The 25295-nt window shown below is 35.6% G+C and carries 23 protein-coding genes and 1 riboswitch; of the genes, 6 read left to right on the plus strand and 17 right to left on the minus strand.

Features of this window, described 5'->3' with window-relative positions; genetic code table 11:
- Positions 1-90: 90 nt before the first annotated feature.
- On the minus strand, positions 91-597 hold the full coding sequence (locus tag MHH96_RS01425) for a cupin domain-containing protein (protein WP_047943654.1): 507 nt from the start codon (positions 595-597) through the stop codon (positions 91-93).
- Between the two features lie 235 nt (positions 598-832).
- On the opposite strand from MHH96_RS01425, the gene MHH96_RS01430 reads away from it, so the two are divergent.
- Complete coding sequence (locus MHH96_RS01430) at positions 833-2515, plus strand: methyl-accepting chemotaxis protein (protein WP_047943653.1); 1683 nt, start codon at positions 833-835, stop codon at positions 2513-2515.
- Positions 2516-3101: 586 nt separating this feature from the next.
- On the opposite strand, the gene MHH96_RS01435 is transcribed toward MHH96_RS01430, so the two are convergent.
- The 12 genes from MHH96_RS01435 to MHH96_RS01490 form a co-directional block, all read right to left on the minus strand.
- Entirely contained in the window at positions 3102-4571 is a 1470-nt protein-coding gene (locus MHH96_RS01435; protein WP_047943652.1) for an MFS transporter, read from the minus strand.
- A gap of 119 nt (positions 4572-4690) precedes the next feature.
- On the minus strand, positions 4691-5302 hold the full coding sequence (locus tag MHH96_RS01440; RefSeq protein ID WP_053215751.1) for a cysteine hydrolase family protein: 612 nt from the start codon (positions 5300-5302) through the stop codon (positions 4691-4693).
- 69 nt (positions 5303-5371) lie between these two features.
- Complete coding sequence (locus tag MHH96_RS01445; protein WP_047943650.1) at positions 5372-6406, minus strand: ABC transporter substrate-binding protein; 1035 nt, start codon at positions 6404-6406, stop codon at positions 5372-5374.
- Between the two features lie 42 nt (positions 6407-6448).
- Positions 6449-7264, minus strand: coding sequence for an ABC transporter permease (locus MHH96_RS01450; RefSeq protein ID WP_047943683.1), 816 nt, complete (start codon positions 7262-7264; stop codon positions 6449-6451).
- Positions 7265-7335: 71 nt separating this feature from the next.
- On the minus strand, positions 7336-8106 hold the full coding sequence (locus MHH96_RS01455) for an ABC transporter ATP-binding protein (RefSeq protein ID WP_412759302.1): 771 nt from the start codon (positions 8104-8106) through the stop codon (positions 7336-7338).
- Between the two features lie 118 nt (positions 8107-8224).
- On the minus strand, positions 8225-8551 hold the full coding sequence (locus MHH96_RS01460; RefSeq protein ID WP_047943648.1) for a Na-translocating system protein MpsC family protein: 327 nt from the start codon (positions 8549-8551) through the stop codon (positions 8225-8227).
- A gap of 241 nt (positions 8552-8792) precedes the next feature.
- Positions 8793-10226, minus strand: a complete 1434-nt coding sequence (locus tag MHH96_RS01465) for an NAD-dependent succinate-semialdehyde dehydrogenase (RefSeq protein ID WP_082138393.1) — start codon at positions 10224-10226, stop codon at positions 8793-8795.
- A gap of 127 nt (positions 10227-10353) precedes the next feature.
- Entirely contained in the window at positions 10354-12594 is a 2241-nt protein-coding gene (locus MHH96_RS01470) for a GAP1-N2 domain-containing protein (protein WP_341116471.1), read from the minus strand.
- Positions 12595-13258: 664 nt separating this feature from the next.
- Positions 13259-13651 carry a nuclease-related domain-containing protein gene (locus MHH96_RS01475; protein WP_082138392.1) on the minus strand — a complete coding sequence of 131 codons (393 nt, stop codon included), beginning with the start codon at positions 13649-13651 and terminating at the stop codon, positions 13259-13261.
- Positions 13652-13892: 241 nt separating this feature from the next.
- Positions 13893-14888 (minus strand): acrylyl-CoA reductase family protein, encoded by a 996-nt coding sequence (locus tag MHH96_RS01480; protein ID WP_328282762.1) that lies wholly within the window; start codon positions 14886-14888, stop codon positions 13893-13895.
- A gap of 109 nt (positions 14889-14997) precedes the next feature.
- Positions 14998-15816 carry a MurR/RpiR family transcriptional regulator gene (locus MHH96_RS01485; RefSeq protein WP_176474113.1) on the minus strand — a complete coding sequence of 273 codons (819 nt, stop codon included), beginning with the start codon at positions 15814-15816 and terminating at the stop codon, positions 14998-15000.
- Between the two features lie 63 nt (positions 15817-15879).
- Positions 15880-16440 (minus strand): AAA family ATPase, encoded by a 561-nt coding sequence (locus MHH96_RS01490; protein ID WP_328282761.1) that lies wholly within the window; start codon positions 16438-16440, stop codon positions 15880-15882.
- A gap of 185 nt (positions 16441-16625) precedes the next feature.
- Here MHH96_RS01490 and MHH96_RS01495 point away from each other — a divergent pair, with 185 nt between their 5' ends.
- Complete coding sequence (locus MHH96_RS01495; RefSeq protein ID WP_047943682.1) at positions 16626-17714, plus strand: iron-containing alcohol dehydrogenase family protein; 1089 nt, start codon at positions 16626-16628, stop codon at positions 17712-17714.
- A 32-nt stretch (positions 17715-17746) separates the two neighbouring features.
- Here the strand turns inward: MHH96_RS01495 and MHH96_RS01500 are convergent, their stop codons facing one another.
- Both MHH96_RS01500 and ric read right to left on the minus strand, forming a co-directional pair.
- Positions 17747-18610: an NAD(P)-dependent oxidoreductase gene (locus MHH96_RS01500; protein ID WP_047943681.1), complete on the minus strand. Its 864-nt coding sequence runs from the start codon at positions 18608-18610 to the stop codon at positions 17747-17749.
- Positions 18611-18711: 101 nt separating this feature from the next.
- Complete coding sequence (gene ric / locus MHH96_RS01505; RefSeq protein WP_047943641.1) at positions 18712-19401, minus strand: iron-sulfur cluster repair di-iron protein; 690 nt, start codon at positions 19399-19401, stop codon at positions 18712-18714.
- A 155-nt stretch (positions 19402-19556) separates the two neighbouring features.
- On the opposite strand from ric, the gene MHH96_RS01510 reads away from it, so the two are divergent.
- Positions 19557-20252: a Crp/Fnr family transcriptional regulator gene (locus MHH96_RS01510; RefSeq protein ID WP_061798030.1), complete on the plus strand. Its 696-nt coding sequence runs from the start codon at positions 19557-19559 to the stop codon at positions 20250-20252.
- Between the two features lie 439 nt (positions 20253-20691).
- Positions 20692-21141, plus strand: a complete 450-nt coding sequence (locus MHH96_RS01515; RefSeq protein WP_061798035.1) for an AraC family transcriptional regulator — start codon at positions 20692-20694, stop codon at positions 21139-21141.
- 359 nt (positions 21142-21500) lie between these two features.
- On the opposite strand, the gene MHH96_RS01520 is transcribed toward MHH96_RS01515, so the two are convergent.
- The gene (locus tag MHH96_RS01520) at positions 21501-22007 is read right to left on the minus strand and encodes a hypothetical protein (protein ID WP_053215750.1); all 507 of its coding nucleotides are present in this window, start codon (positions 22005-22007) and stop codon (positions 21501-21503) included.
- A gap of 900 nt (positions 22008-22907) precedes the next feature.
- Positions 22908-23009, plus strand: a riboswitch (cyclic di-GMP riboswitch).
- Between the two features lie 66 nt (positions 23010-23075).
- Between MHH96_RS01520 and MHH96_RS01525 the strand changes: the two genes are divergently transcribed.
- Positions 23076-23261 (plus strand): hypothetical protein, encoded by a 186-nt coding sequence (locus MHH96_RS01525; protein WP_047943638.1) that lies wholly within the window; start codon positions 23076-23078, stop codon positions 23259-23261.
- Between the two features lie 95 nt (positions 23262-23356).
- Positions 23357-23761 carry a YkvA family protein gene (locus tag MHH96_RS01530; protein ID WP_061798045.1) on the plus strand — a complete coding sequence of 135 codons (405 nt, stop codon included), beginning with the start codon at positions 23357-23359 and terminating at the stop codon, positions 23759-23761.
- Positions 23762-23808: 47 nt separating this feature from the next.
- Here the strand turns inward: MHH96_RS01530 and MHH96_RS01535 are convergent, their stop codons facing one another.
- A complete protein-coding gene (locus tag MHH96_RS01535; RefSeq protein ID WP_061798048.1) occupies positions 23809-24990 on the minus strand; it encodes a NupC/NupG family nucleoside CNT transporter in 1182 nt (393 codons plus the stop codon).
- Positions 24991-25295 lie beyond the last annotated feature (305 nt).

A 25295-nucleotide genomic window follows, 5' to 3' on the forward strand; every position in this document is an offset into this window, starting at 1 on the left:
TTTTTTCAAACCCCTTCTTGTGGAACCCTCCTCACCAATCAGGTCTTAATTCCTATGTCAATAAAGTTCCCAGATCAATTTCCACCTAAATCATTTTTGTCTCCACATCTTTGACAGTGGACCGTCTTCTCCATAGACTGGATCCGCAGCTGGAAAAAATGCACTTTCGATCTCTTCCTGTACACCGTCTAAGTCTTTCTCTACATCTGTTTTTATATTATAATCTTCTCCATTTGGGTATGCACCGATCACTTCAAATTCTGGAGAGGCAGATAATTTCTTATGACCAGTTCCCGCAGGAAGCAATAAGACATCACCACTCTTTACTATAAGCTTGGATCCACCTTCTCCACCTATTTGTAATAAAGCGGAGCCTGTTTTTACACCCAGAACTTCATGGGTGTTGCTGTGATAATGATGATAGGAAAATACTCCTCCTGACCAGGTATTTTTCCAATTATTTTGCTGAAAGACCTTTTCCATTTCGTCTTCCTTATTCTCCATTGCCCTTTTATAATGAAGAGCCGGTAGATACGGATGATTGGGTATATATCTATTCTGTTCGAAATAATACATTGTAATATCTGGATTACCCATGGATACACACCTCTCTGTCAGTTGATATTACTGTATACCCCTCTTCTTCCTAAATCATTCCTACGATTATTTATTGAATTCTTAAAAACATCCATTCAAATAATTACTTCTTTTCTTCCAATTCTGACTTTTGCATTTTTACTAAAAATAAGAAAGTTTCCGTCGATAATATTCAAGGTATCTTTTAATTTTGCTAAATAAGAATTATTAACATTTAAAAAGGAAGGCGAACAGTATGAAAATTTCCATTAAGTATAAATTATTAGCAAGTTTTCTGATTGTTTCTATTTTATTTATGCTTCTGTCCTATTATTCTTATAAAAGTACAAAAGAAACAGTAGAAACTTATGATTATGTAATTGAAACCGTCACAGAATTACGCTCTATTTCTGAACAAATACAGACAAATACAGCTAGAGAAATTTCAAACTTAAGGGGTTATTTTGTTTATAAAACCGATGCCTATAAAAATAGAGTAAATGGCGCAAGCACCAATATTGATACGCTTGTTAACAGTGGGATAGAAATCTCTACTGAGGCAGAAACAGTAAAGCGATTAAAGGATATACAGACTTTAAACAAAGAACTTACTCATAAGGCGAATGCATTGATGAATAGTAATAATCCTTCTCGATCTGCTTTAGATGAGATTACGACATTGTCTGACAGCTTATCTGATCAAACGGAAGCTTTTAATATTTGGCTGAGCCATGATATTTTGAATCCAGAAGTTGAAAAAGCTCATACAGATTCTGAACAAAGAATGATGCTGGTAATTATTTTTAGTGTGTTAGTCACGATGATATCTGTCGTTATGGGGGTCCTACAATCAGCTCTTATTATGAAACCAATTCAGTATTTAAAAACAAATATGCAAAAAGTAGCAAAAGGGAACTTACACACAGCTAAATTTCCTATAAAATCAAAAGATGAAATTTATCAACTAAATGAAGCTTTTGAACAAATGAAAGAGAATTTAGCAAAAATGATTGTTAACATGACAGAAAGCTCAAATCTGGTAGCGGCATCTGCGGAGCAATTAAATGCAAGTGCAGAGCAATCAAGCAATGCATCTGCAGCAATTGCTTCCTCTATTCAGGCAATTGCTGCTAGTAATGAACATGCAATTGTTAAAATATCTGGCAATACACTTGCCTTAGATTCCATTTTAACCGGAGTAGAAGCGATTAAAGATCGTTCTTTGCATGTGTCTTCCTTATCGCAAGCTGCATTTACCTATGCAGAAAAGGGAACAAAACAAATCGAAGATAATTTAACACAAATGAAATTCATTTATGATTCTGTACAACGTTCCAATTCGATTATCTCTTCTTTAGCTGATCGATCAAAAGAAATAGGAAAAATGATTGAGTTAATAAGTAATATTGCCGAGCAAACAAATTTATTAGCTTTAAATGCGGCTATTGAGGCGGCTAGAGCAGGAGAAAACGGCAAAGGCTTTGCCGTTGTAGCCGATGAAGTTCGTAAATTAGCGGAGCAGTCTCAAACTTCCGCACAAGATATTTCCCAATCTTTACATGGAATTCAGCAGGATACATCTGATGCAGTCACCATGTTAAATGAGACAATGGATCGAGCGAAGAACGGGGTAACTATTTCAACAAATACAGTTGAATCCTTCTCCACCATTGTGTCCAATACTCAAAAGGTTGCTCCAGAAATAGATGAGGTTGCCCAAACAGTTGCTGCAATCACAACACAGATTAAAGATGTGGTTGGGGCTGCAAATGAAATTACCCTTCTTGCTAAAGAAAATGGGAATAGTACAGAAGAAGTTGCCGCTTCTACAGAAGAACAATTAGCATCGATGGAAGAAATTAAGGCTTCTGCTGAATCCTTATCCAGCATGGCAGAAGAATTAATGGAAATTGTGTCTCAGTTTAATAGTGAAACCTAAATGTGAAGTAAGAGGACCCGAAAAGTTAGCGTGACAATTACTTTTCGGGTGTTTTTTAAGGAGAATGAATAATAATTTGTTGTTTGGCTGATTTCTTGGCGCGGTTGGCTGATTTTTTCTACTTTGGCTGATTTCCTGGCGCGGTTGGCTGATATTTTTCTACTTTGGCTGATTTCTTGCCCCGGTTGGCTGATTTTTCTTTACTTTGGCTGATTTCCTAGCCCGGTTGGCTGATATTTTTCTACTTTGGCTGATTTCTTGCCCCGGTTGGCTGATTTTTCTTTACTTTGGCTGATTTCTTGGCGCGGTTGGCTGATATTTTTCTACTTTGGCTGATTTCCTAGCCCGGTTGGCTGATTTTTCTTTACTTTGGCTGATTTCCTAGCCCGGTTGGCTGATTTTTCTTTACTTTGGCTGATTTTCTGCCCCGCTTGGCTGATATTTTTCTACTTTGGCTGATTTCTTGCCTCGGTTGGCTGATTTCCTCCTGTTTTTCTGATTTCCCAGTGCACTATGGCTAATTCTCGATACTTTCAGCCAAAATCATCATTCACTTCACCAATTATTCCCTATAAATATTAATTTTTCATCCTTCCTCCCACTCCTCCTTCTTCTTTCTTCGAACAGAATAAACGAAATAAATAGCAATCAATACTAAAAGAGCGAATAAAAGCAGAAATAAATAATGAAAGCCTAACATTACTGCCTCAAAATCTGAACGTCTTGTATCATTCATCCAATCCGTAATCGTTCCATCTAACCACATATTCATAAAAGTAATAGCTAGCGCTGTCCCGATTACCATTCCAATATTTCGAAGTAAGGCAATAGTACTGCTCATCATTCCTAAGAATTGTAAGGGAACATATAGCATCATAATGCTGTAATTGGGTGATGTTAAAATCCCCATCGAAAAACCCAATAAACAAAGCAATGCAATTAATATAGGTAAGGATGTCCCAGGAGATAGGAAACTCAGACCAAGCATCGTTATACATAAAAGCCCTAAGCCAACTAAGACTACTTTCTCTCCCCCAAATCTGTCTGCTAACGATCCACTAATAGGTCCTAGTACTGCAAGAAACAATGGATAACACATTAATAAAAGTCCTGACTGCTCGGCAGTAAAGCCTACAACTCCCCGTAAATAAAAAGGTAATATAACCGTTGAAGCAAATGCAGCACAATAGCTTGTCATTAAGATTAATCCACCTGCTTTAACAATCGGTGAAGAGAAAATCGATGGCTGGATAAACGGATGCTCCTCCTTCTTACTATGAAAGAAAAAGAAAAGAAAGCAGGCAACACTCATACACGCAATCCCTAATAAATAGATCTTAAATGCTCCCTCACCAATTGAGTTAAGAACAAAAACAAAGGAAACAATACCGATTCCAAAATAGATGCTGCCTTTGTAATCAAAGCTAGAATTTTCAAAATGGCGGTCAATTGGCACAAATCTTTGTGCTAAAAAATAGGCTCCCAAACTTATTGGAACAACGGTCCAAAATAAGATATGCCAAGAAAAGGATTCGATAAAAAATCCACCAACAGAGGGACCTAATAATGCTCCGATTCCCACAGATGTGCTGATAATCCCAAGAGCTTTGCCTCGATGTTTCTCAGGATAAACATCTGTCACAATTGCCATATTGACTGCTTGAAGCATTGCTGCCCCACCGCCTTGGATTACTCTAGCAATAATTAACATAGGAATATTGAAAGACAGGGCGGATCCGCATGCTCCCACTGCAAAAATAAGATAGCCAAGATTATGTATACGCTTCTTTCCAAACTGATCTGCTAGTTTCCCCATCAAAGGTAAAAACAACATAATTGCCAATAGATACCCATTGACAATCCATTGGGTAACGGAAAGCTTTGCCGAAAAGTCAATGGATATATCGGTTAAGGCAATATTGACAAATCCAGCAGAAAAGTGGGACAAAAAAGCCCCTGTACAAACAGATAGCAAAAAAAGTATGGACTGGAATTTTTGACTCGAGGTTGATGCGCCTTTTCTTACTTCTAAATAACTTAGCTTGTTTTTTGTCATTTAAATCATCCTTTATGGTGATGAACATATGCATTCTCTCTACTACGGCGAAATCTAAAGAGGAGGATGAGAGTATCAGAAGCTTCTCACACTTTCCTCCTATCAAACTAATTCGTATCTTACTGCAGAGCATGAATAGATTTAACTACTTCTTTACTGGTGGCAACTGTACCAAAGAACTGGTTGATGGTTTGCAAGGTCATATCATGTGCCTCTTTCGAGAAGGCTGCCGTACAATCTGATAAGAAAATAACATCGTAATCCAGCATAAAACCATCTCTTGCTGTTGATTCCACACATATATTTGTGCTAACACCAGCCATTAACAGCGTCTCAATTTTTAATGCTCTTAGAACAGAATCCAATCTTGTATTAATAAATGCACTATATCTATGTTTTATTACGATAACATCATTCTTCTCTGGTTCCAATTGATAAAATTCTGCTCCCCATGTATTCTTTCGGCAAAGCCCCTTCTGATTTTTTCCCTTTAGTCGCTTAACCCACGTTTCTGAATCTGTGCTGTCCTCATGAATCGTTTGAATATAAATAATCGGTACATTTATGTCTTTCATCGAAGCAATCATGCTTTTTAGATTTGGCATCATTTCATCTACCATAGATACATCTAAATCCTGCTGAGCTAAGCTTCCTTCTTTATGACAATAATCATTTTGAACATCAACAATTAATAATGCAGTATGTTGGGGATTCCATTCTAATTGATTCATTAGCCTCATCCTTTCGTGTTAAATTTATACCTTCCTGTATCCTTTGCATTCCCATCAAAATGATCCATATTATTTAGAAAGCTCATCCACAAATTGCATGTCAATTAGCTTATCGTATTGATAGCCATTTGTATAAACTCCAGTTTTTTCGACAACTTCCATTGGTTTTGCAAGTGCCTCTTCGGAAATAAAGCCATCCTTACTCCAAAGACTATCTGCATAAGCCCGATCAAGCGAAGCCTGCAAGCTTTCCTCCGCAGTCGAAGGGAATTCTTGTTTTAAAATTTTCATCGCCAGCTCATGATCCTCATCAATCGTCTTAAGTCCTTTCATAACCGCACTGACAAAGCTTTTTACTGTCTCTGGCTCTTCTTCTATTGTTGACTTTTTCACGCTTAATACCGAATATGGGTAGTCACCAAGACTGGCAAAGCTGTAAAACGGTTCTGCCCAAACTCCTTTATTTATTCCTTCGGTAATCTGTGGTTCTGCGCCATTCGCTATATCAGCTTGACCCGATTCAACTAATGAAACGACAGCACTTGCATCAGCTGGTTCTTCTAGTTTGACATCTTTATCAGGATCTAATCCGACATCCATTAATAACCACCGTGTTAATAAATTGGGACTTCCGCCAAAGCGCCCTGCTGCTATGGTTTTTCCTTTTAAATAATCAGCAAGTTTCTCCTTACTAGTATTAGCTATTGTTTGCTCTGTATCCGTCATTAAGTACACATTGGCTCGGTTTACAACATTTACTACAGAAACAATAGGATCAGCATTTCCTGTGTTGGCCATTTGATTCGATTCTGGACCACCAATATTTCCCCATGCATCCCCACTAACTACAGAAGTAACATGGGCACCGCCTGTTGCTGTAATTATTTCAACCTCTAGTCCCTCTTCTTCAAAAAAGCCTTCCCGAATCGCTGCATATAAAGGCAGATAGCCAATTAAATGTACTGGTTCGGCAATAACAAGCTTCTTTGTTCCATTCTCAGACTCTTTTTTACTACTGGTGCCGTTTGCGGAGGAACACCCGCTAAAAATAATTATAAGAAGCACTAAATAAACACCAATTTTAAAATAGCGACTTTTTTTCATGTAAACTCTCCCCCTATTGCATTATCTAAACTGGCTAAGACTCTACTCTCTCAGTCTTTTTCCTTTTAACAAGCGCTTTTCCAGCCAAACAGTGCCTATATACATCAACACTGATAATATGGATAAAACAACAACTCCTACCCATACTAAATTTATATTCATAATTTGTCCTGCGTACAAAATCATTCTGCCAATCCCTTGTCGCGAACTAATAAATTCCCCTACGATTGTTCCCGCTAAGGCTAAGGCAATATTAATTTTCAAACTGCTGACAATCCACGGCATAGCAGAGGGAATAACGACTTTTGCAAAAATATGATGTTTTTTTGCGCCAAGGGAGAAAAGCATTTTTTCTAAATCAGCATCCACACTTTTCACCCCACTATGTGCAGCAATAGCTGTTACAATCACAGTCATCATAAATGCCAGAACAACTTTTGAGCTGAAGCCAATCCCAAAAAGAATAACTAAAACCGGAGCTAATGCAAGTTTAGGAATGGCGTTAAAAGCAATTAAATATGGTTCTGTGATTCGGGAGTAAAAATAGGACCACCAAAAGGACAATCCAAGCAACGCACCAAAAAATGTGCCAAAAAGAAAGCCGATTATAGTAGCACCTGAAGTGTATAGAAGATCGCTCCATAAAGTTCCTTCTGTAAAAGCAATAATACCCGTTTCCCAAATAATCGTCGGGCTGCTCCAATAATAAGAATCGATTATTTTCCACTTGGTAAGTAGTTCCCATAAAACAAAGAAAAGAATACCAATTAAAACTTGCCCAATTAGCGTTATTCGCTTCTTCCTTCTTTCCTTTAATTCCTCATCCTCTATAATCGGCAATATACCTACCTCTTGCATTTTCACCTTGTGCGGCAAAATAATTTGCTCTGAATTGTCTCTCATCTATGTTCCTCCTCTTTTCTAGAATCTTATTTTTCTAAAGCTGCTTCTTCCTTTAATAGTGCAAATAAATATTTTTTCAAAGCAATGAAATCCGGATGCAATAATGTTTCTTGATTGCGTGGTCTTGCTAATGGTACTTCTACCTTTTCCTTTAATCGTCCTGGTCTTGGGGATAAGACATAAATTTCATCTGATAAATAGATAGCTTCATCAATATCATGGGTTACAAACAAAATGGTTTTCTTAAAATCAGCCCAAATATCTAACAGCCAAGTTTGCATCAATAATCGTGTCTGGGCATCTAAAGCACCAAATGGCTCATCGAGTAAAATAATATCTTGGTCATATAACAAGGTGCGTAATAATGCTGCTCTTTGTCTCATTCCACCAGATAATTCATCTGGATAATGATGTTCAAATCCCCCTAATCCGTATTTTTGAAGAAGTGGTTTAGCTCTTGCCACAGCTTCTTTCTTACTCACACCCTTTATTTCTAGTCCTAATATGACATTTTGCAAAATACTTCTCCAAGGTAGAAGCAAATCTTTTTGAAGCATATAGCCCACATATCCATTCTTGCCAACAATGTTCTTACCATCGATGATTACCTCCCCAGTAGTAGGCTTCATTAGACCTGCGATTATATTAAATAACGTTGATTTACCACAACCACTCGGTCCAATTAAGCTGATAAACTTGCCTTCTTGGATTTTTAAATTGGCATCCCTCAATGCTACTACTTCTTTTCCTTCTTTTTTAAAGATCTTATTCGTATGGCGAACTTCTAGTTTATACACCCTAAAATCCCTCATTTCATAAAATATTACTTTTAATAAAAAAAACCGCCAGAATTTCCTGAGTGTTGTATCTCAGTCTAATTCTGACGGTTTTCCTGCTCTCTTCCAAAGAGTTCATTTAACCAGCCAAATAGGATTCAATTTTCTTGTCTAACATAATAATTGTTCCACTAATCTCTCTCATGGAATCATAATCCTTTAATATTAGCTGCACCTTGAAATGCAGTTTTTCTTCTAAATTGCGTAAAAGCATTTCCTTGTATTTATCAATTAATAGACGATCAATAATCTCCGCAAGGTTATCACTTGAACTTTCTATAATTTCCAGTACAGGAATACGCTTATGCTTAGCAATAATGATAATTTTATTATCGATTAAACTAATCTGCTGTTCAGTTAGCCCAACCTTAAAAATCAATTGATTGACAAGATTGTTTTCCTTCATGATACTTTGCTTCAATTCTCCGAGAGTTCTTGGTAGCTGATCAACTAATATAATTATCACCCCCACTAAAGATAGCAGAACGAATAAGCCATTCTATAACCTATCAAAAGCTCGCAGCACACAAGCAAAACAAATCTACCTATATAAAATATAGAATATTCTGTTTATTGGATCATATCATATCTTTGTACGACTTTCTTCTATTTTGTCAGAAATTCTAACTCTATTTTTTATAAAAAGTTTAGAGATCTAATTCCAATGAAAGAAATTTATACTCTAAATAATCTTCTAATCCATACTTTCCACCTTCGCGGCCGACTCCTGATTCTTTTACTCCGCCAAATGGTGCTTGTTCAGTGGTTGGTACCGGATCATTGATCCCAATTATGCCATATTCAAGGCCTTCTGACATTCTAAATACACGAGAGATGTCTTTTGTATAAAAATATGCTGCTAATCCATAGGAAGTATCATTAGCAAAATGTAAGGCTTCTTTCTCTGTTTCAAATTCAAAAATTGGCGCTACTGGTCCAAATGTTTCTTCCGTCGCAATTTTCATCTCATGAGTAGCATGTAATAAAACTGTTGGTTCATAGAAATGGCCATTGTCATATTCTTCGCCAGCTGGTTTTTTTCCTCCATAGATGACTTTAGCGCCTTTTTGGATAGCATCTTGAATATGCTCTTCCGTTTTGGCAACAGCTGCTTCGTTTATAAGTGGCCCAATGGTTACTTCAGGATACAAGCCATTTCCAACAACCAAATTTTTCATTTTTGTTACTAAAATATCGGAAAAGCGTTCTGCAATTGTTTTCTGAACATAAATCCGATTCGTGCATATACATGTCTGTCCTGCATTGCGAAACTTACTTGCAATAACGCCTTCAGCTGCTCTTTCTAAGTCTGCATCCTCAAAAATGATAAAAGGAGCATGGCCCCCAAGTTCCATCGAGATCTTCTTCATGGTAGCAGATGCTTTTGCTGCAAGCTCTTTCCCTACTTTTGTTGAACCTGTAAAAGTGATTTTTCTTACTTCTTGTCTTTCCATCATCGCATCTCCGATTGGAGCCGCATCACCATGAACTAAATTTAACACACCTTTTGGCAGTCCTACTTCATGAAAAATCTTCATTACTTCTATTGCTGTTAAAGGAGTGGCTTCCGCTGGCTTTAAGACAACTGTACATCCAGCAGCAAGCGCTGGAGCAATTTTTCTAGCAAGCATGGCGATTGGAAAATTCCATGGAGTAATTGCTCCGACTACTCCTACTGGCTGTCTTAGCACAATGATTCGCTTTGTTTCTGAACTTGCAGGAATCGTATCACCATAGATACGTTTTCCTTCTTCCGCATACCATTCCAAATAATCTGCTGCTAAATTCACTTCCCCCTTAGCCTCTGCAACTGGCTTTCCCATTTCAGTTGTAATAATTGCTGCGAGATCTTCTATTTGTTCGCGCAGCTTATCAGCTACTGTTTTTAAATACATAGAACGTTCTTTTGCAGTTTTTTTCGCCCATAAAGGCAGCGCATTTTGAGCTGCATCAATTGCTAAATGCCCGTCCTCCTTTCCTCCTCTTGCCACTTCTTCAATGACCTCTCCAGTTGCCGGGTTATAGACAGAATAAGTTTTTCCTGAAACGGAATGACGCCATACCCCATTAATATATTGCATTTTCATACTCCTTTCATAAGTGTTTTTCCCCTATCATAACAAACATTTTCGATAATTCCACATAATCCGACTTGCTTACTCCTATAAAAAACGGAGCATCTTATTAAATAAAGACGCTCCGTTTCTCTTAATTCACATAAAAATATCCTATAACTCCAAGAATGATTAAAACGATTATAAGAATTCCATATTTGCGAAAAAACTTTACACCTGGATTCGCCGTTTGTTCACGAACTTCCTTTAGAAGTTTTTTCAAAGATTGAGATCGTATACTAGCTAATTCTCTTTTCCGTTCTTTCTTCTTCCAAATAGAATTACGATCCGTAATTAAGTAATCTTTTAAGGCATAGTTGAACCTTGGACTCGTCCCAAATTTTTTCAAGGACCATTCAATATAATCAAGCATTTCATCTTCGGAACCATATATCGCTATATACGAAAAGACTTGACGATGTTCGACCCCCTCCATTCCTCCTGGAAACAGAAGGAGAAATCGTTCATATGGTTTAAAAAGACCATTGTCTTTCGTAATCTCTTGGGCCAAATCGCTTGCTTTGGCTTTAATTGGTTCACTTGCCATACGAAAAACGTTTTGTGTTTGTTCCTGAGATAGGTAGAAATAGGTATACAGTAATTCTAATACTTCAAACTTCTCTTTTTCCCAACCCTTTATCTCAAAACTACGTTCTTCTTTGTCTTGTAAAAATATCTCTCCAAACTGCTTAACATCGGCAAGCTCTACTTTTTCTAACTGTAATTGTACTAAAATCTGTGCTTTTACATCCGGCAGCACCAACCTCTTATATGATTCAAATGGAATAAATCTTTGAAAATAGACGATTATTTCAAAGACAATTGCCATAGGATGGCTGCTTTTTTTCACTTCATACACTAGTCTATTTTTGGTTGTTTTTAAGAATGTTGCATTATGCTCAAAGGAAGAATTTACATGCAATAGATTTTTGATATTAATTAATACTTTTGTTAAAGAATGTTGAAAGCTGAATTCATGCTTTAGATAATCTTCAATAATCTCTGTGTAAGAAAAAATATCACTCATATAAGAAAGAACTTGCTGATACGTTTCTGGATATTTTTCGAGAATTCCCCATAGTGATTGGCAGATATCTTCCCCTTCATAATAGGCAATTGTTTTAACTATAAATTCTACAACATCTACATGTTCAACAACCTTTTGGATTTCCAAAACAAATCTTAGATAATCTGGAACAATGGAAGCATCCTTCATCCGCTCTTCTCGATAAAGCACTTGTTTGAAAATATGCACAAGCTCGAGCTTTTCTCGATGATTTTTTTGGAGAAAAGTATACAGCATTTTCAATGTCGCTACTTTATCGTTATCATAAAAATAATAATCTAGTTTTTCCATATAGAATAGAAGAAATAAGTCATTGTATGTTTGAATAGCAAGTTTCTTCTGTTTATCCAATCCTTTCAAAGCCCGTTCACAGTAAACAAAAAATTCATCTAGCTCTGTGGCAGTTTCCAGTGCTTCAAAAGCAAAGTGAAGGTAATCATGTTCTTCTTCCTTAAAACTTAAGACATTTCTTTTATCCTGACTTAAGTCAAAAGTAAATTGGTTTTCCACAGCTCTATTTCGGAGACGAATGGATCCCTGCTCTACAAACATTACATGGATATTTTCTAACATTTCTGGTTCGTTATGAAAAGTAGATGCACCAAATAATCTTCTTGTTTCATAGGGCATATATATAAATAATAATTCCAATAGCCACATTGCATATTTATGCTGCTGATGAGAGGGGGCCTGAAACGAAATATACACTCTTTTCTTTTCCGCAACCGCCGTAATACAAGCAAATAATAACTCTTTAAACTTCTTTTCATCCAGCTGTAAAACATAAAACAGCTCTTGCTTTTTGGTAAAGATATTCTCTTTCGTATATGAGACATGTTCTATTTCTTCTAGTTCTTCTCCTAGGTTCTCAATATCTTCCAAGCTATAAAAATGTTCAATATGAAAAATTTGAGAAGGTTTATGGATCCATTCCTCTTTTCTACTTGGAGGAATAATATAATTATGTACAAACAGCTGGTTCTTTCGTTTTGGGCTTTCAGCAGGCGCAAAACTAGATTTCCCTATCACCAATTCTCCCGTTTCAGGCTGCATTAAAGTAAATTGCGGTGGATAATTCTCTATTTCTTTGTCACTGCTTTTCTTTAATTCACTCGGCATATGATAAGTACTAATTGGAATTAGGTATTTCTTGATGAAGCTTTCCTCCACGTTAGGGGAGACAGCTATAGTATCAGACTCATCACCTGAAAGAAAAAGACCTTTACCATCTCTAGTTACTATTTGCTGCTGTATCAGGCTTTTTCCCATTGTCCTCTCTCCTTTCTTTCCTTGTTTTTATAGATAAATAAGGTTTACATTAATGCTTCTATATTCATCACTATAATTACAATATAAAAAAAACAGCTAATATCTGTATTATACAGGCATGCTGTTTTTTTAAAAACTAACTTCGCTGCACTTTTCCAATAAATATAGAAATTCTATCTACTTTTTTGAAAATTCCCTGTGGTATTCAATATTCTAGTTAAACCTTGGGTCTGTTCCCTTTTTGTCTCTTGCTTTTGGGCACAGAGAGGAGCGCTCTTTTTTCTTTTATTTCAGTTTACATATTATTAACATAATTATAAACTACTCAAAATAGCTCCAACGGTTGACTCCTGCTAACTTATAATGTTTTGGCTAATATTCTTCTTATTCTTTTTTGGAATAAATAATTCTACACCAATTATATAATAGGAGGGTTATTATTTTTTCATTAAGAAAAAGTAATTTCAGTTCTTCTACATTGCGTAATACCGCAGTTTTGACTGTTTCTTCCTTTCAGCTTTCTTCACAAACGACATTCATTCCTATTTCTACCACTTTAAATGAATGACATATTTTGCTAAAGACTCCTTTCTGCAATTCTTTATATTTATAGATTGGTAATTTTGAAAATGGGGATTTGTCGATGTGCAGCGCTGCTAATTTTTCAGCCAATTGTTGCTGAAACTTGTTCAGATTTTCGGAAGGATGACTCATTCTTTTTAAATATCGCTGGACCTGCGTTGGAAAAATAAATGGTAAAGATAGGGGAGCTTGTTATTAAGGTAAACTCAGGATTACTAAAAACAACAGAAGAAGTAGTTGTTTTATTCTCCCAACCATGCTTATGAAGCAACTGTTTAAATAACGTTTCATCCCTCCTTATTTTATTTAGTGGGTTACTAATTTCTTTATGATTCATTGTATAGATGCGATCATTTTGATAGTAATAGTCTCCTCCATAATTCTTTATTTCAAAAAGATGAATTTCATCAGTGTTAATAATAATGGAATCGATTTGAAAAGTAGTGTTATTTATTTGCAGTAGTAAATCATTGATTAATTAGCTGTCTCCTAAAAGAGTCTCTGTGAAGCAATCAAATAATTTTTCTCCTGCCTAGCCTTTTTTCAGATGAGCTAAGTACTGTTTTTCATTTAAATCTAGGTCCATCCGTTGATTCAAGGATTGTAAAACGAGGATTTCTGGAGAAATTGTCCGAGGTTTATAGGGCATACTAATTTGTTTCATCCCTTCTTTTTTTATTAAAAAAGGCCATTCTATAAGAACAGCCTCTTTTTTTTTATTCAACAGCAACAATCATTCTGCCTGTTATGCCGCCTTCTAATATTTTGGGTAACTCTTCAGGTAATTGCTGCAAAGATACCTCTTTATAAACAAAGGAAGAAAGGTTTTTTGGTTTCAAATCAGTTGCAATACGTTCCCATAGCTTTTGTCTAATTCCCATTGGGCAATAGACAGAGTCGATTCCAAGTAGATTCACTCCTCTAAGTATGAATGGAAATACACTTGTCGGCACTGCTCCACCACCTGTTAAGCCACTTACTGCGACCGAACCGCCATAGATTATTTTACTAATAATTGCAGCCAACGATTCACCTCCGACTGGATCAATTGCTCCTGCCCATTCTTGCTTATCCAGTGCCTTTACTTTGCCATTATAGACGTCTTCTCTTCCGATAACATGGGATGCTCCAATGCTTGTTAAATAGCCCTCTGCTTCTTTCTTTCCAGAGCTTGCAATAACGTTAAACCCTAATTGGGAAAGCATCGCTACACCGAAGCTGCCAACTCCACCAGTAGCACCTGTCACCAATACAGATCCATTCTCTGGCTTCAGACCATTATCCTGCAATCTTTGTATAGAAAGAGCTGCGGTAAAGCCTGCTGTTCCAATAATCATCGCTTCTTTCAAGCTTAATCCTTCTGGCAGCTGAACAATCCAATCTGCAGGAATACGAGCATATTCACTATAACCTCCAGAATGAGATACACCTATTTCATAGCTGGTAGCAATAACAGAGTCTCCTTCTTTAAAGCGACTGTCTTCTGAAGACACAACTATCCCTGCCATATCAATTCCTGGAATATGGGGATACGAACGAACAATTTTTCCATCTGGAGTACCAGCAAGCCCATCTTTATAGTTTACGCCAGAATAATGAACTTTTATGACTACTTCACCAGCAGATAAATCCTCTAAGCTAACATGCTTTGTTTCCACTGAAAAATTACTATCTTTATTATCAACTACAACTGCTTGAAAACTATTTTTCATTATTAAGTCACCTCGTACTCATAGTATCAATTTAGTAATAACAGGTCAAAGCAAAGAAATTACCCTATTATTATAGTATGAATGCGAATTTCCACTTACAGAAGTGCAATTACTCTCTGTGATTCTTTTCAGCTGGGTATAACTTTTGATAAAATGCTATTGCAAAATCAAAAAAGTACATAAGTCCAAAACGTTCTGAGGAGAAGCCTGTTCGATCATATGTTTGTCCATGAAGTCTATAGAAAAGATTAGCTTTATTGACAATAGGAAGGCTTTCATTATGGGTAATAACGATAATTTTGGCGTTGCTTTTCTGAATAAGTTGGATCAACTCTGTATTTCCTTCTATGAATCTGCCAGAAGGGCTTGTGATAATGGCTACAGATTGTTCGTCCAATTCTGCTATATCTTTCATTTGCTCTTGGATATCAGAAAAGGCATGAACAAATTTCCCAGACTTTACTAATCGGTATTGAAAATCTTGAGCCATCGCTTGAGATAATTGTGTTCCGAAGAAAGAAACCTTCTTTGCTTCATAGATAATTTCTAAAATATTTCGTACATCACCAACATTTATCCTAGCTTCCATTGTATGCAGCCACCCTGCCATTTTTTGATAAAGCACTCTTTGCAATTGCTCGCCTACTTCATTTTCTTGTAAGCCACTTTCAATATATTCCTCCACTGGATTTTCCAACTTGTCCAATTGGGCAATATCTTTAAATTCCTGAAAGGAAGCATACCCTATTTTTTTACAAAATCTTGTAATCGCTGCAGGGGATGTATAACAAGCTTCTGCTAAAACAGTAATGTTCATATTGGCAATATGACGCACATCTTTTAATAGTGTCAAGGCAATATAGTAATTCGTATCCTTTGTTTTATTGTTATTAATAAAGTCTAATAAACGAAAAATAATATCTTTCAATTTCATCACCAAAATTCATTGATTTCTTTACTTAAATAAGCTAATTTCCTTTAATTTATTCCATCATCTATCCGTTCTTTTTCTAAATGGATTTCTTTTATCTTCTTTTAAATTTAAGCCAATAGCCTGCGCAACTTTTTCGATGACTTCCTCGATACATAAACCATTTGTATCCACATGCTCCCTAAATAATGATCGTTCTAGCTGCTTTAATCGAGATTCAGCTTGCTTATATGCCCAAGAATCTTCTCCTTCTAATCTGCTTCGTAATCGTTTTTTGATCGTAGCTTTTGACGCCATCAGTGTAACATGTTTAACTATAATCTGATCATTCTTTAATCGCGAGATAATTTCATGAAAATATGCTTCATTCGTAATGGTCATTGGTACTATAATGATTCCATCGTAATCGCGAGTGATTTGTTTTAATAATGAATAGTTTGTCTCTCTCCAAAGAGGAAAATCTTGAAAATCATCCTTTTGTAAAGCGGGTGGAATATTTTTCATTAAGACATATCCAAATCTTTCTGGATCAAATACAAATGCTTTTTCTAATCTTTTCACAAGCTCATAAGCAGTTGTTGTCTTCCCTGCACCAAATGTTCCGTTGATCCAAATAATCATAAGCTTCCCCCCATAAGGTATTTTTCTTTTACTATAGCAAATTTATCACTCTTACTTTTTTTCTCACTCCAAATGTTTGATTTTTTTGAAAAAACACCTACTTTTCGCTTTCCGAAAGTTGTATAATTTTTAGAATAATATAATTTATTTACAGAGGCTATCTCTAAGGAGGAAAAACAATGCAAATTCAACCAGAGGACATCGTTAGAAGTGGTCCGAACCAATATATTTGTAAAGAAGGAATTCTAAAGGAATTAGACAGTTTATTGTCTCCCTTTCAAGCTCCTGCCATCATAACTGGCAATAAATCATTTGAAGCCTATACTAAATATGTCGCTTCCATTCCTGAACACTGGAAAATTATTCAGCACGCAGGCTATAGTTCTCAACAGGCGATAGAGGAGCTCGCCCCATCATGTGGAGCAGCTGATGTCATTATTGGTATAGGAGGCGGCATTATATTAGATACTGCCAAGGCAGTTGCAGACAAATTAAATATCGAAGTTGTTTTAATTCCAACTGTTGCTGGAACATGTGCTGCAAGCACACCATTAAGTGTCATTTATTCACCAGATGGGGAATTTGAAAGAGTAGCATATCATAGACGCTCTAGTTATTTAACGGTTGTTGATCCAGCATTTTTAATTCACACCCCGATTGATTATTTGAAAAGTGGAATTGGTGATACCTTAACAAAATGGTATGAAGCAGAAGCGATTATCCGAAATGCGAATGATGAAAGAGCTCACTCTTTATTTGTCCAAGCTGCATTAAGCCAATCTGTTTTCATCCGTGATATTTTATTAAAGGATAGTATAAAAGCAGTTCAAAGCAGTGAAGCTGGAAAAGTTACACCGAGCTTTACTAAAACGGTAGAAGCCGTTATTACTTTAGCAGGAACAGTAGGAGGATTCGGCGGAAGATATGGGAGAATGTCTGGATCTCATGCCATTCATAACGGATTAAGCTTTGTTGAAGAAACACACACCATCCTTCATGGACAAAAGGTGGCTTATGGCATATTAGTCCAGCTTGCCTTAGAAAACCGCATTGATGAAATCGAAGCATTGTTGCCATATTATCAGCAGCTCGGTTTTCCAACCAATTTAGCAGACTTACATATTGTAGATAATCAGGCAATAGCTCTACAAAAGGTTGCAGAACATGCTGTTAATCCAAAAGAATCGCTTCAGCTGATGGGTTCCTATCGAGCAGATGAAGTAATTGCGGCAATGAACGTCCTGGAAAGTATCACAACTAGCAAATCTGTATAAAAAATGAAAAAGGAGATAGAATTCAACATCGCTTATAGCGATGTTGATCCATCTCCTTTTAACTCTTTTAAAACAGCCATTACATCGAATTCTCCTAATCCATTTTCAAGAGCGGATTGATATGTTTTATAGGCTGATGCTCCAATCGCATTTAATTCTGCCGTTTCACTTGCTAGTCGTAAATCTTTTGCCATATGCTTAAGGGCAAATGCTGCCGGAAAATCATCCTTTAAAATAGACGATGATTTCATTTTTGAAATTGCTGTTCCGACTGCACTTTCATTAATAATAGTTAACATGTCTTCTTTTTTTATTCCTTGTTTTTCTGCAAAAAGAACGGATTCGGCAATTCCTTGTACTGTAATTCCCAATAATAAGTTAATGGCAAGTTTTGCATTACTGCCGGCTCCAGATGGACCAAGATAAATAGAAAGCTTGCTCATCGGCTCCAATACAGCTTTCACCTGTTCGTAAACTTCTTCTTCGCCGCCAACTAAAACAAGTAAATTTCCTTCCTTAGCCGGTTGAACACTTCCTGAAACTGGGGCATCAAGAAACTTCACTCCATTTTCTAAAGCAGTATTATAAATGAATTGAGACGTTTGTGGGGAAACGGTACTCATATCAATAAATACTTTTCCTGATTTTGCATGTGACAAGATTCCATTTTCAAGATAGATGCTTTTCACAGCATTATCGTCTGAAACCATTGTAAAAATGAGGTTACTGTTATCGACTAGTTCTGTTAACGATTCAGCCTGTTTGGCACCAACAGCAATTAATTCTTTTCCTTTATCGGGTGTACGATTATAGAACGTTAATTCATAACCAGCCTTGATTAAATTCAAAGCCATCGGAATCCCCATATTTCCTAATCCTATCCAACCTATTTTCATACAATCATTCCATCCTTCCCATCCTATAGTCATACACATTTTACCATATTATTTATCACAATACGTCAATGTGGATATAGGATAGGAAGAAGAATTACCGTTTATAATCTTCTAAACAATACATTATTCTCTAGATGAATATGATCAAATGTTAAGCTCTCTAATTCTTCTAGTTTTAAATAGGTTAATCGGTACGTATTACATGCATGCAGCGGCAGTTCATAATCATTCGTAGCTTGGCGAATTTTCTTCAATATTTCCCCTGCACCTTCATGTTCCTTTTCTAATATTGTGATTTCAGCACGAGCCTTTTCAAGACTTTCTACTTCCTTACTCGCCTCATATTCTATCACTTTTGGAAAAATCCGCTGCTCTTCTCGAAGCAAGTGTTGTTCTAAATCGTCCTTTAATAAATAAAACTGGGTATACATATCTTTCAAATGTAAATCGCGCTCCCCATGCACACGATAGACTTTACTAACAAATCCATCTAATTCTTCTAATAAATCTCTCGTATTTGCATGGTAATGATCGATAATATACTTCACTAAATCAGTTAATGACCTATTCATCCAGTCAATTTCTTCGGTTGTCTGCATCTGTTCATACATAATATTGAGTACTTTTACTAAATCCTTATCTTCTAAATGTAAAGATTTAATTGCCTCTCCTATTGGCCGATTTCCCCCACAGCAAAAATCAATTTTATATTCTTTAAATAGTTTACTTGCTGCTGGAAACTTAATAATGATATCACCTGTTTTCGTCTCTTCCGTAAAAATGGCATTCATATGAACACTCTCCCTTATTAGAATAGCTAAAGTATAGAAGATATGGACAAAGTAAAATAGGATTGAAATCACAGATTAAAGATTGTTATAATTTTAATTAGATAATCATCGTTTTAATTGTGAAAAAATACACAAATTGACTGGTGGTGTTAATAATGAAACAACAAATGGTTAGCCCATGTCCTAAACGAGTTCCTATATTTTACTCTTTATCAGATTTAGAAATAAAAAAAATAACAGATGTTGTTCATCATAAACTATTTAAAAAAGGTGAGATGATTATAGAGGAAGGAGATATTTCCACCTCTCTTTATATTATTCATAGTGGCAAAGTCAAGCTATCTAAGTTAACTATTCAGGGAAAAGAACAAATCGTTCATTTATTAACGACTGGTGATTTCTTTGGAGAGAGCAATCTTTTTCATGATGACATGGTTATGAACTTAAGCTGCCATGCTTTAGAAGATACAAAGATATGTGTATTAAAAAAACAAGATTTTGATCAAATAATGTTAAGTAATCCTGAAATCTCTTTCAAACTGTTAAAAACGATTACCAAACGCTTATCTCATACAGAAGATCTAGCAAGAACGTTAGCAACGAAAGATCCCGAAGTGAGAATTGCCGATATGCTTTTAGAATTCTGTGAGAAATTCGGGACAGAACATCAAAATACTGTTCTTATTACCCTCCCTATCACAAGAGAAGAAGTCTCCAGCTATGTTGGCCTTACGAGAGAAACAATTAGCCGAAAACTTGCAAAGCTGGTCGACAAGGGAATTCTTAGCTTAATCGGTAACAAACAAATTCTCATTCATAATAAAGGGAAGCTTCAATCAATAGGGGGATAACTTCCCCCTTTAATAATGAAAACAAATAAATATTCATCGCAGCTATTCCTTCTCCTTTTCCAAGCAGGAAACACTTTTACATAAGTAACTTCTTATTCTCCTAAACTTCCGCGCAATGGCCAAATTTGATAAACCATCATTAGTGATTTTAAAATTGTTACGTAGGTTAATGTTATCCAGCCTCCCATTAAATATTTCCTATTCGTTCCTTATATAGAACAACTCTTCTTGCTAATTAACAGAAATGCACTTCAAAAAATCATCCCATTTCTATTCTTTTTGCTTCTTTTGAATTAATCTTCTCCACAAAGATATCTGTTTAAAGATCTAGTGAATTACTTCTTGAGAGAAGAAAACCATCATGAAGTCAAAATTTTTTTAAAATTCACTTGAAAAACATTTTAATTCGAATTACCTTATCTAAGAAGGAGGTTACAATATGAATATAACTATTGAAGAAATACCTAAATCAAGGATTGCTTATTTTCGAAATGTTGGGGAGTATGGAGAAAAACAAAATAAAGAATTGATGGAATCCTTTAAAAAGTGGGCAAAATCGAATGGCTTATTTGATAATTCTATTATTCTTGGCATACCTCGAGATAACCCAGAAATCACACCTAAGGAGGAATGCCGTTATGATGTTTGTATTGTGATAGAAAATAATTTTAAAGTAGCAAAACCAGCTCAAGTTGGTGAATTTCCCGGTGGAAAATATGCTGTTTTCTTGCTCGACCATACAAAAGAGGCAGTCAGTGAATTTTGGGGAAATATTATTTCTGAGATAGAAAGACATAATCTATCATTAAGACAACAACCAATTATAGAAAGATATAATTCACAAATGATTGAAAATCATTTGTGTGAAATACTAGTTCCTATACAGTAACCGAGCAGTGGCACAGCGAGGAGAAGGGGTATCTGTTACCTTTTTGCACTTTTTCTTTTGAATTTCAGTCACAGAGAACTCTTCTCTTTTACTTTTTCTCTATTCCTCTTTCTTTTTGGGGCACAGAGAGCTCTCCTCCTTTACCTTTTTTCTCTGTTCTCTTCTTTTGGGGCACAGAGACCTTGCTCGTTTAAATGCTTCACTTGTCTCTCTTTATAATGGTTGCCTTCCCTCTGCTCCCTTTATAGTTTCTACATTGGACTTTCTTCATTCACACTAAATATCATTCATACTACACCACTTTGTATTCCACAATAACTCTGTTTCATTATCAACATAGGAGATCTTTCCTTGCTAGCTTAAATACACTGAAAAAATCGAATACGGTTAATATCTGTTCCATAATACATCCAACGGTTTATTCGCCAACGATATCCTGCAATAGAATGACGCCCAATAAAGGTTGGATAGAACCAAAATCCTTTGCCATTTTCTAACCAAATAAAAGTAAAGCGGTACATACAAGGTCGGATAGAACTAGATTCAACAGTAAAAGTGCTTAGTTGCGACTGATTTAATTGTGGTGTAAAAGATGGCGGTGGTGATATCGGCGGTCCAGAGTCAGTCCCATCTCCAATCTGCGGTGCATCTGGAAATGCTGGAGGTCCTGCTGGAGGAGGCGGTTGTTCTCCACCTGGAAACGGCGGCAAAATCCCACCTCCGATTGGCGGCAAATGAGGAACTGTTCCTCCACCATTCGATGGAGGGGTTATTCTAGATTCTCCACCTATTTGCGAACTAATCATTCTATGATGAGGTAGAAAAGAATGGTGTCCACAATAAGAATAAAACGGCTGAAAATACATTATTATTCCCCTTTCGAGCTTTTATATTACTCTATGTAAATAGCCCATTTGAGGTGCAGTAAACAGTTTTTAAAACAAGTCCTACAGGAATGATAACTAGACGATGATCTTTTCTTTCAGAAGGCAATGAATGAGTAATGGAAAATCATCATTGTAAAAATAGGTAACACAAAAAGAAAATTATAATTATTTCATAACAATGGATAAATAAACCCATTTGCACTTCGCGCCATTTGCCATAGAAGAAACAATATACTTTGCTGCTACCTCTACCCCAAAATGAATGGCATATTCACCGATAAGGAAAGCTGCTAAAAGAATAAAAAGGTCGAAGCTTCAGCCAAAGAATAATCTTTTTAATGGATAAACAAATGTTGACATAATACTTCCACATGCACCGATAAAAAGTAAATACAGAAATAGCGACAAGTTTCCCGGGAAATTATCCTAAAACACGGCAATACTGATCGATTAAATCTCCTTCCGACATACGTCTTATCACTAAAACAACTAGAACAATTAAATTACTCCTTGAATAATGGAGAAGAACGTCGAAATCCACTGTCTTCTTTTACCGTGGTAACTTCTCTATTTCTTAAAAAATATTTTTCACTTGACATTTGTTTAAAAATGGGATGACTGCTTAATGGCTTTTGTGGATAATTATTGTTTTCCTATTTATTTTTTGCCCATTATTATAGGAAAAATAATGAATGGACAATCAATTAGCAAATGGAGAAAGTATGAAGAAAAAGAATTTCAGATGTCTAATATAGTATAAATAACCTATAATTCCCACAAAATATTTGATATAATTTCTTTATAAAGGTGTTATAGGCCTTTTGATACTGGCATTTAGAACTAGCAAGTACTAATCTTAAACTATAATAATCTGACTAATCGACGAAAGGGCAAAATCATTGAAAAGTGATGACGCAAAGCTATAGGGGCTTAGGGGTAACGAAGATCGATTTTTTCTACATGATAGCAAAAGTTATGACATTCATTACGCTTGCCAGCCAGTTACCGAATCCACCTTCGACGATTTAGATGAAGGGAAAAAAGAAAATGAGACAAAAAAATAATGATGAAATACTAATCAAGCGATCAATCGTTGTAAGCGATCAAAACTATTATTTACCGGAAACAGGAAATTTTGGGAAGGGACTATTTTTCGGTATGCTTATTAGTACCCCTTTATGGATTTCCTTTTTTGGATGGCTTCGTATTTTCCTTACTTTTGTTGGTAAATAGACTAGGCAAACAGTAAATATTTTACTTATACTACACAAAAGCATATAATCATTATATGAATAGGCGCGAAAACCATTAGGAAAGGAGCTTTCATAATGGCCGAATCAAAAGAAAAATTAGAAAAAGAACTTGCTGCTGCAGGAAAGCATTATTCCGAGGAAAAATTTTGGTCCAAAATTGCCAAGTTTGGAAAAAAGGCAGGTTCCTCTGTCGTTTATGCGGTGCTTTTGTTGTATTACACTTTACAAAAACCAAATGTACCTAAAAAAGTCAAAGCAACTATTATTGGAGCATTAGGTTATTTTATCCTCCCTCTTGATTTAATCCCTGATTTTCTTGTTGGTATAGGTTATACAGATGATTTAGGGGCACTAGGACTTGCATTATTCCAAGTTGCTATGTATATTGATGAGGATATTAAATCAAAAGCAAGAGTAAAACTCACAGAGTGGTTTGGCAGTAAAGTCGATACAACTGAAATAGATAAAAAAATAAAGTAGAAATTGCTTATAAAAAAAGGGACTAGCAACAGTCCCTTTTTCATTTATTAAAGAAATAAACCTACGATTGTAGCGGTTAATACAGATGCAAGTGTGGCTGCTAATAACATTTTCAGTCCGAATTTTGCAACGATATCTGCTTTTTTGGCATTAATTGCTTGAATCGATCCGGCAATAATTCCAATACTAGAGAAATTTGCAAAAGATACAAGGAAAGTGGACACAATCCCTACTGTTTTGTCTGAAAGATCTCCAAGTAATGGTTGTAATTGCAGCATTGCTACAAATTCGTTTGCAGCTAATTTCGTCCCCATTACAGAACCAGCCGTTACTATTTCACTGCCAGGTATCCCCATTATCCAAGCAATTGGAGCAAATATATAACCCAATATACCGGTAAAACCGATGCCGAAAATACTTGTAAAGAAACCGTCAATTAGAGCCAGTAAACCAACATAAGCAACTAACATCGCGGCAACAATTAAGGCAACACGACCACCATCTAAAGCTCCTGCTGAGATTGCTCCAAAAACAGAATTCGTATTGGAGACATCTTTTATGTTAATTTTCTCATCTTCATCTTTTGAAATTGGTGCAATAAGTGTCGCAATAATTAAAGCAGATAATGCATTTAAAATCATAGCTGCTAATACATATCGGGGAGGAATCATTTCCATGTATGCCCCCATAATAGATGCAGAAACAGATCCCATAGCAGAGGTACATACAATAAATAATTTATTTGCGTTTATCGTATCTAAATGCCCTTTGATCGCAAGAAGTGCTTCCGATTGTCCAAAAAAGATAGAGTTAATGCTGTTAAATGTTACAACCTTTGATAAACCAGTAATCTTAGCCAATGCACCACCAATATATTTAATTGCTAGTGGCAATACTTTGATATGAGTTAACAAAGATAATAAAGTAGAAGTAAAAATAATGATCATAAGAACATTAATGAAAAAAACACTTTCGCCTTCTGGTACTAATCCCCCAGTAACAAAATTTACCCCTTCATACCCATAGTTAAGGACTTTAGAGACACCGTTAGATGTAGCTTCTACTATTTTTAGTCCTACTGTAGTTTTAAACATTATTAGTGCTACAATAAATTCAAGCACAAATAATACGAGAATAGCTCTGAAGTTAATCCTTTTTTTATCATTTGATAGTAAAAAGGCAATAGCTATCGTCACGATGATACCTAATATCCCAACTAAAATCGACATAGAAAATTCCTCCTAAATATGAAGCAGTAACAACCTTCCTCTTCTCATAAAAACTATCTTAATATAGTTAATATAACTTCAGAAAACATTGCTAATACATTAAAAACGATATACAGTTTTAGATATTACCTTATATTTGGGTTAATGTCATCCTTTAATTGAAGAATAAGTTAAATTAATAAAATTTCAACCTTTCTAAATATTATCTAAATATATTTAATTCATATCATTATAAATACTCACCCAGGTAAATAAAACGATAAAAAGCAATTTCAGGAACCATCTCCTAAAATTGCTTTTTCCAT

It is taken from the genome of Niallia sp. FSL K6-0212, assembly GCF_038007605.1.
Lineage (GTDB): Bacteria > Bacillota > Bacilli > Bacillales > Cytobacillaceae > Niallia > Niallia circulans.